This is a genomic window from Ramlibacter sp. (assembly GCF_028292805.1).
Taxonomy (GTDB): domain Bacteria; phylum Pseudomonadota; class Gammaproteobacteria; order Burkholderiales; family Burkholderiaceae_C; genus Ramlibacter.
In genome coordinates this window covers 1-5948 of record NZ_JAQGLS010000261.1, presented here as the reverse complement: position 1 = coordinate 5948, position 5948 = coordinate 1, and the positions used below count along the sequence as shown (strand labels likewise).

Here is a 5948-nt window from a genome sequence, read left to right as displayed (position 1 = left end):
CCGACGTGCCCGGTCCCGCGGCGCCGCCCGCCCTGCCGCAGCGCGCCGCCGTCAAGCTGCCCAAACCCGATCCGGCGCCACCTGCCATCACGCCGGCGCCAGCAGCGCCCGAACAGGCTCCTCGCGTTGCCGAGGCCCCGGCCGCCATCGGGCGGGTGCTGGTGCCGCCGTCGGCCCGCTTCCACTACGACGTGGCGGTGGCGGCCAAGGGCTTTTCGCTGCGCGGCCGCGGCGAGCTGGAGTGGCGCAACGATGGCCGCCAGTACGAGGCCAGGCTGGAGATTTCCACTCCCATTCTTCCAAGCCGCATCCAGCGCAGCAACGGCCGCATCACCGAGCAGGGACTGGCACCGGCCTACTTCTCGGACAAGAGCCGCAGCGAGCAGGCCACCCATTTCGACCGCGAGCGCAAGCGCGTGATCTTCAGCAACAACCGGCCGCCCGCCGACCTGGTCGCCGGGCTGCAGGACCGCCTGAGCGTGCTGTTGCAGCTGGCCGCGATGGTGGCCGGCCAGCCCGCGAACTTTCCGCCTGGCACCGACATCGTGATCCCGACGGCCAGCACGCGCGAGACCGAAGACTGGACTTTCGAGGTGGAAGGCGAGGAAAACCTGCAGTTGCCGGGTGGCGCCGTGCGGGCCCTGAAGCTGCATCGCAAGCCGCGCAAGGAATACGACCAGCGGCTGGAGCTGTGGCTTGCCCCCCGCATGGACTACGCCCCGGTGCGGGTGCGTCTGACAAACCCCAACGGTGACGCGGTGGACCAGCGCTGGTCCTCAACCGACAAGGGCTGAGAAGGCAGCCGTCTATCTTTGACCCATGGCCACCAAGCCAGACACCTGCGGTGTTCCTTCCAGTGACGGCACTTGAATCGGAGCCTCTCGCAGCCAGATAAAGGCAAAGGGATAGATCATGCAAATGCTTTATGACTCCGAATCGTTCGTCGTTGTGCACCTGCAGGCCAACGAACCGCTGGCGGGCGAGCCGTCGCCGCGCAGCGTGCGGCACGGCTTCGAGATCGTGGACAAGCGCTCCAACAAGGAGGTCTACCTCGACGGCACCTGGGCCGATGCCTTCCAACGCCAGATCAATGCCTGGCAATTGAATACCCCCACGCAGGAAGAGGTCGAAGCGACCTTGGACGGCTACGCCGAGCTGGCGCAGAACCCGCTGATCGTCCACTGACGCAGTAGGCGGGCCATCCCGCGCTGGCCCGCCAGCGGTGCCGCGCGGACACCGCTTAGGATTGCCGGATGCGCTTGTTCCTCGCTCTCGTGGCTTGCACTCTGGCGGCCTGCGCCGCGCCCGGCCCCCAACTCCACGAATTCCACGGTGTCGACGTCTTGCTGGTCGGAGAACAGCACGACGCCGACAGCCATGCGACTTTGCAGCGCCAGGTCGTCATGGGGCTGGCCCAGCGCGGCGTGCTGGGCGCCCTGGCCATGGAAATGGCCGAACGCGGCGCCAGCACGGCGGGCTTGCCGCCTGAGGCCAGCCAGGACGACGTGCGGCGCGCCTTGCGCTGGAACCGCGAGGCCTGGCCTTGGGAGCGTTACGGCCCAGCCGTGATGGCGGCCGTCGCCGCCGGGGTGCCGGTGCTGGGCGCCAACCTGCCACGCGCCGAGATGCGGGCCGCCATGGCCGACGTCAGCCTGGACCGACTGCTGTCCGGCCCGGCCATGAAGGCGCAGCAGCAGGCCATTCGCCTGGGCCACTGCGAGCTGCTGCCGCAGCAGCAGATCCGCCCCATGACCCGGATCCAGATCGCCCGCGACCGGGAGATGGCCCGCGCCCTGCAATCAGCGCTGGCCCCCGGCAAGACAGTGGTGTTGCTGGCTGGCGCCGGCCACGTGGAACCCGAGCTGGGCGTGCCACGGCACCTGGCGGCCACGCTGCGCGTGCGGTCGCTGGTGCTGCCGCCGCAGCCGACCGGAAAGGACCATTGCGCCGAGCTGCGGCTGCAGATGCCTAGGCGTGCGCCTTGATCGAATCGGCCAGCGTGTTCACCAGCGTGTCGATGTGCGACTTCTCGACGATGTAGGGCGGCGCGATCACCAGCACGTCGCCGGCCGGGCGCACCAGCACGCCCTTCTTGAAGCAGTCCACGAAGATGTCGTAGGCCCGCTTGCCGGGCGAGCCGGCGATCGGTGCCAGTTCGACCGCCGCCGCCAGCCCCAGGCTGCGGATGCCGATCACGTTGGGCATGCCCTTGAAGGTGGAGTGAAAGGCATCGCCCAGCACCTTGCCCATCTCGCCGGCGCGCTGGAACAGCCGGTCCTGCTTGAACAGTTCCAGCGTGGCGATGGCCGCCGCGCAGGCGACCGGATGGCCGGAATAGGTGTAGCCGTGGAAGAACTCGATCACGTGCTCGGGCGCTTCGGTCTTCATCATCGCGTCGTACAGCTTGTCGCGGCAGATCACGCCACCCAGCGGGATCACACCGTTGGTGACGGCCTTGGCGAAGTTCAGCATGTCCGGCACCACGCCGTAATAGTCGGCGGCGAAGTTGCTGCCCAGGCGGCCGAAGCCGGTGATCACCTCGTCGAAGATCAGCAAGATGCCGTGCCTGTCGCAGATTTCGCGCAGGCGTTTGAGGTAGCCCTGGGGCGGCACGTACCAGCCGGCCGAGCCGGCGATGGGCTCGACGATGATCGCCGCCACGTTGGACGCATCGTGCAGCGGCAGGATCCGGTTCTCCAGCTCCAGCAGGAAGTCTTCCTGCGACGCCGGTTCGACGCCGTTGTAGTACGCGGTGGCCGGGTCGTGGGCGAAGCGCAGGTGGTCCACCCGCGGCAGCAAGGCGCTGCCAAACACCTTGCGGTTGGCCGGGATGCCGCCCACGCTCATGCCGCCGAAACCGACGCCGTGGTAGCCCTTCTCACGGCCGATGAAGACGGTGCGATGCCCTTCGCCGCGGGCCCGGTGGTAGGCCAGCGCCACCTTCAGCGAGGTGTCGGCCGCTTCCGAGCCGGAGTTGCAAAACAGCACCTTGTTCAGGTCGCCCGGGGCCATGGCGGCGATCATTTCCGCGGCCTGGAACGCGCGGTCGTTGGAAGCCTGGAAGGCGGTGGAATAGTCCAGCGTGTCCAGCTGCTTCTTGATCGCCTCGTTGATGGGTTTGCGGTTATGGCCGGCCGCGACGCACCACAGGCTGGAGATGCCGTCGATGACCTGGCGGCCGTCGTGGGTAGTGAACAGCATCCCGTCCGCGCCGGTGAACACGCGCGGATCCTTGCGAAAGCCGCGGTTGGGCGTGAAGGGCAGCCAGTGGCTGTCCATGTTGAAGTCGTTGTAGGCCATGCGTGAACTCCTCGGGGGTCGAGCCGCCATTCTGCCCCGTGCGGCCGACGGGCTCAACGGGGCCCTGCGACAATCGAGGGGCCATGTCCCACGCCTACATCCTCACCCTGTCCTGCCCCGATCGTCCGGGCATCGTCCACGCGGTTTCGGGTTTCCTGCTGGAGCGCGGCGGCAACATCGAGGAAGCCGCGCAGTACAACGACCACGACACCGGCCTGTTCTTCATGCGGGTGCGCTTCGCCTGCGGCCAGTTGACCCAAGACGACCTGCGCACGCAGTTGCGCCTGTTCGCCGAGCCGTTCGCCATGACCTGCAAGCTGCACGCGGCCGACCAGCCGCTGCGGGCGGTGATCATGGTCAGCAAGGAAGGCCACTGCCTGAACGACCTGCTGTTCCGCTGGAAGAGCGGCCTGCTGCCGCTGGACATCCGCGCCATCGTCTCGAACCACCGCGAGTTCTACCAGCTGGCCGCCAGCTACAACGTGCCGTTCCACCATATCCCGGTGACGGCCGCCACCAAGGCCCAGGCCGAGGCGCGCCAGTACGAGGTGATCGAGGCCGAGGGCGCCGAGCTGGTGGTGCTGGCCCGCTACATGCAGATCCTGTCGGACGACCTGTGCCGCAAGCTGTCGGGCCGGGCGATCAACATTCACCACAGCTTCCTGCCCAGCTTCAAGGGCGCCAGGCCTTACCGCCAGGCCCACGACCGCGGCGTGAAGCTGATCGGCGCCACCGCCCATTACGTGACGGCCGACCTGGATGAAGGCCCGATCATCGAGCAGGACGTGGCCCGCGTGGACCACGGCTACACGGTGGACGACCTGACGGCGACCGGGCGCGACACCGAGAGCATGGTGCTGGCGCGGGCGGTGAAGTGGCACAGCGAGCACCGGGTCCTGATCAACGGACACAAGACCGTCATCTTCAAGTAGGGCGGCGGCAGAATGACTGCCATGAACGCCCCCCCGGACCCCGCCCTGCTGGAGCGCGCCGAGCGCCAGGCCCAGATCGTGGCGGCGTTGCAGCGTCTGCTGCCGGCGCACGCGCTGTTGTGGCACGCCGAGGAGACCACGCCTTACGAATGTGACGGCCTCACGGCCTACCGGCAGCGCCCGCTGGTGGTGGCGCTGCCCGAAACAGCGGAGCAGGTGCAGGCCGTGCTGCAGGCCTGCCACGCGCTGGACGTGCCGGTGGTGGCGCGCGGCGCCGGCACCGGCCTGTCCGGCGGCGCCATGCCGCATGCCCTGGGCGTGACGCTGTCGCTGGCCAAGTTCAACCGCATCCTGGCCGTCGACCCGGTGGCGCGCACCGCGCGCGTGCAGTGCGGGGTGCGCAACCTGGCGATCAGCGAAGCGGCGGCGAGCTTCGGCCTGTACTACGCACCCGACCCGTCCAGCCAGATCGCCTGCACCATCGGCGGCAACGTGGCGGAGAACTCGGGCGGCGTGCACTGCCTGAAATACGGCCTGACCTTGCACAACGTGCTGAAGGTGCGCGGCTTCACCGGCGCCGGCCAGCCGGTGGAATTCGGCGGCGACGCGCTTGACGTGCCCGGCTACGACCTGCTGGCCGTGCTGGTGGGCAGCGAGGGCATGCTGGCCGTGACCACCGAGGTCACCGTCAAGCTGGTGCCCAGGCCGCAGCTGGCGCGCTGCATCATGGCCAGCTTCGACGACATCCGCAAGGCCGGCGACGCCGTCGCCTCCGTGATCGCCGCCGGCATCATCCCGGCCGGGCTGGAGATGATGGACAAGCCGATGACGGCCGCCGTCGAAGACTTCGTGCATGCGGGCTACGACCTCACGGCCGAGGCCATCTTGCTGTGCGAGAGCGACGGCACGCCCGTGGAGGTGGAGGATGAGAGCGGCCGCATGTGCGTGGTGCTGCGCTCATGGGGCGCCCCCGCCAGCGCCATCAGCCGCGACGAGGCCGAGCGGCTGCGCTTTTGGAGCGGGCGCAAGAACGCCTTCCCCGCATCGGGCCGCATCAGCCCCGACTACATGTGCATGGACTCGACCATCCCGCGCAAGCGGCTGGCCGACATCCTGCTGGCGATCCAGGGGATGGAAAAGAAATACGGCTTGCGCTGCGCCAACGTGTTCCACGCCGGCGACGGCAACCTGCATCCGCTGATCCTGTTCGATGCCAACGACGCCGACCAGCTGCATCGCTGCGAGCTGTTCGGCGCCGACATCCTGGAGACCAGCGTCGCCATGGGCGGCACCGTGACCGGCGAGCACGGCGTGGGCGTGGAAAAGCTCAACTCGATGTGCGTGCAGTTCAGCGCGCAGGAGCGCGAGCAGATGCTGGCCGTCAAGCGCGCCTTCGACCCCAAGGGGCTGCTCAACCCCGGCAAGGTGATCCCGACGCTGGTGCGCTGCGCCGAGTACGGCAAGGAGCTGGTGCGCGGCGGCCGGGTCGCCCACCCCGATCTGCCGCGGTTCTAAGCCGCCTCCAGGCCCGGCGCCGGAGGACTTCCTCATTGGTACGATGCCCGCGCCATGCGCATCTTCGTCAGCCTCGCCTCTTACTGCGATCCCATGCTGTCCTTCACGGTCGGCCGCGCCATGGCCACGGCGCAGGCGCCGCAGCGGCTGCATTTCGGGGTGGTGGACCAGTCGCCGCCGGGCGCGGCCCGGCTGGCGGCG

General features: G+C 68.7%; 7 protein-coding genes. 6 read left to right on the top strand and 1 reads right to left on the bottom strand.

The window, feature by feature from the left end; all coding sequences use genetic code 11:
• From JWP65_RS16145 to JWP65_RS16135, 3 genes are all read left to right on the top strand, one after another.
• A partial coding sequence (locus JWP65_RS16145; protein ID WP_299765519.1) for a DUF3108 domain-containing protein occupies positions 1 to 794 on the top strand: 794 nt, incomplete at its 5' end.
• Positions 795 to 912: 118 nt separating this feature from the next.
• Positions 913 to 1185 (top strand): DUF3567 domain-containing protein, encoded by a 273-nt coding sequence (locus JWP65_RS16140; protein ID WP_299765518.1) that lies wholly within the window; start codon positions 913 to 915, stop codon positions 1183 to 1185.
• Between the two features lie 68 nt (positions 1186 to 1253).
• Positions 1254 to 1985 carry a ChaN family lipoprotein gene (locus tag JWP65_RS16135; protein WP_299765517.1) on the top strand — a complete coding sequence of 244 codons (732 nt, stop codon included), beginning with the start codon at positions 1254 to 1256 and terminating at the stop codon, positions 1983 to 1985.
• Here the strand turns inward: JWP65_RS16135 and JWP65_RS16130 are convergent.
• Positions 1969 to 3300 (bottom strand): aminotransferase class III-fold pyridoxal phosphate-dependent enzyme, encoded by a 1332-nt coding sequence (locus JWP65_RS16130; protein ID WP_299765515.1) that lies wholly within the window; start codon positions 3298 to 3300, stop codon positions 1969 to 1971. The genes JWP65_RS16135 and JWP65_RS16130 overlap by 17 nt on opposite strands.
• 83 nt (positions 3301 to 3383) lie before the next feature.
• On the opposite strand from JWP65_RS16130, the gene purU reads away from it, so the two are divergent.
• The 3 genes from purU to JWP65_RS20185 form a co-directional block, all read left to right on the top strand.
• Positions 3384 to 4232: a formyltetrahydrofolate deformylase gene (gene purU / locus JWP65_RS16125; RefSeq protein ID WP_299765513.1), complete on the top strand. Its 849-nt coding sequence runs from the start codon at positions 3384 to 3386 to the stop codon at positions 4230 to 4232.
• 21 nt (positions 4233 to 4253) lie between these two features.
• Complete coding sequence (locus JWP65_RS16120) at positions 4254 to 5747, top strand: FAD-linked oxidase C-terminal domain-containing protein (RefSeq protein ID WP_299765512.1); 1494 nt, start codon at positions 4254 to 4256, stop codon at positions 5745 to 5747.
• Positions 5748 to 5801: 54 nt separating this feature from the next.
• The coding region (locus tag JWP65_RS20185; protein ID WP_367280521.1) for a GlcNAc-transferase family protein at positions 5802 to 5948 on the top strand (147 nt) is incomplete at its 3' end.

Coding starts and splice junctions, on each gene's coding strand:
- JWP65_RS16120 (WP_299765512.1), top strand. CDS start 4,254: ATGAACGCCCCCCCGGACCCCGCCCTGCTGGAGCGCGCCGAGCGCCAG.
- JWP65_RS16130 (WP_299765515.1), bottom strand. CDS start 3,300: ATGGCCTACAACGACTTCAACATGGACAGCCACTGGCTGCCCTTCACG.
- purU (WP_299765513.1), top strand. CDS start 3,384: ATGTCCCACGCCTACATCCTCACCCTGTCCTGCCCCGATCGTCCGGGC.
- JWP65_RS16140 (WP_299765518.1), top strand. CDS start 913: ATGCAAATGCTTTATGACTCCGAATCGTTCGTCGTTGTGCACCTGCAG.
- JWP65_RS16135 (WP_299765517.1), top strand. CDS start 1,254: ATGCGCTTGTTCCTCGCTCTCGTGGCTTGCACTCTGGCGGCCTGCGCC.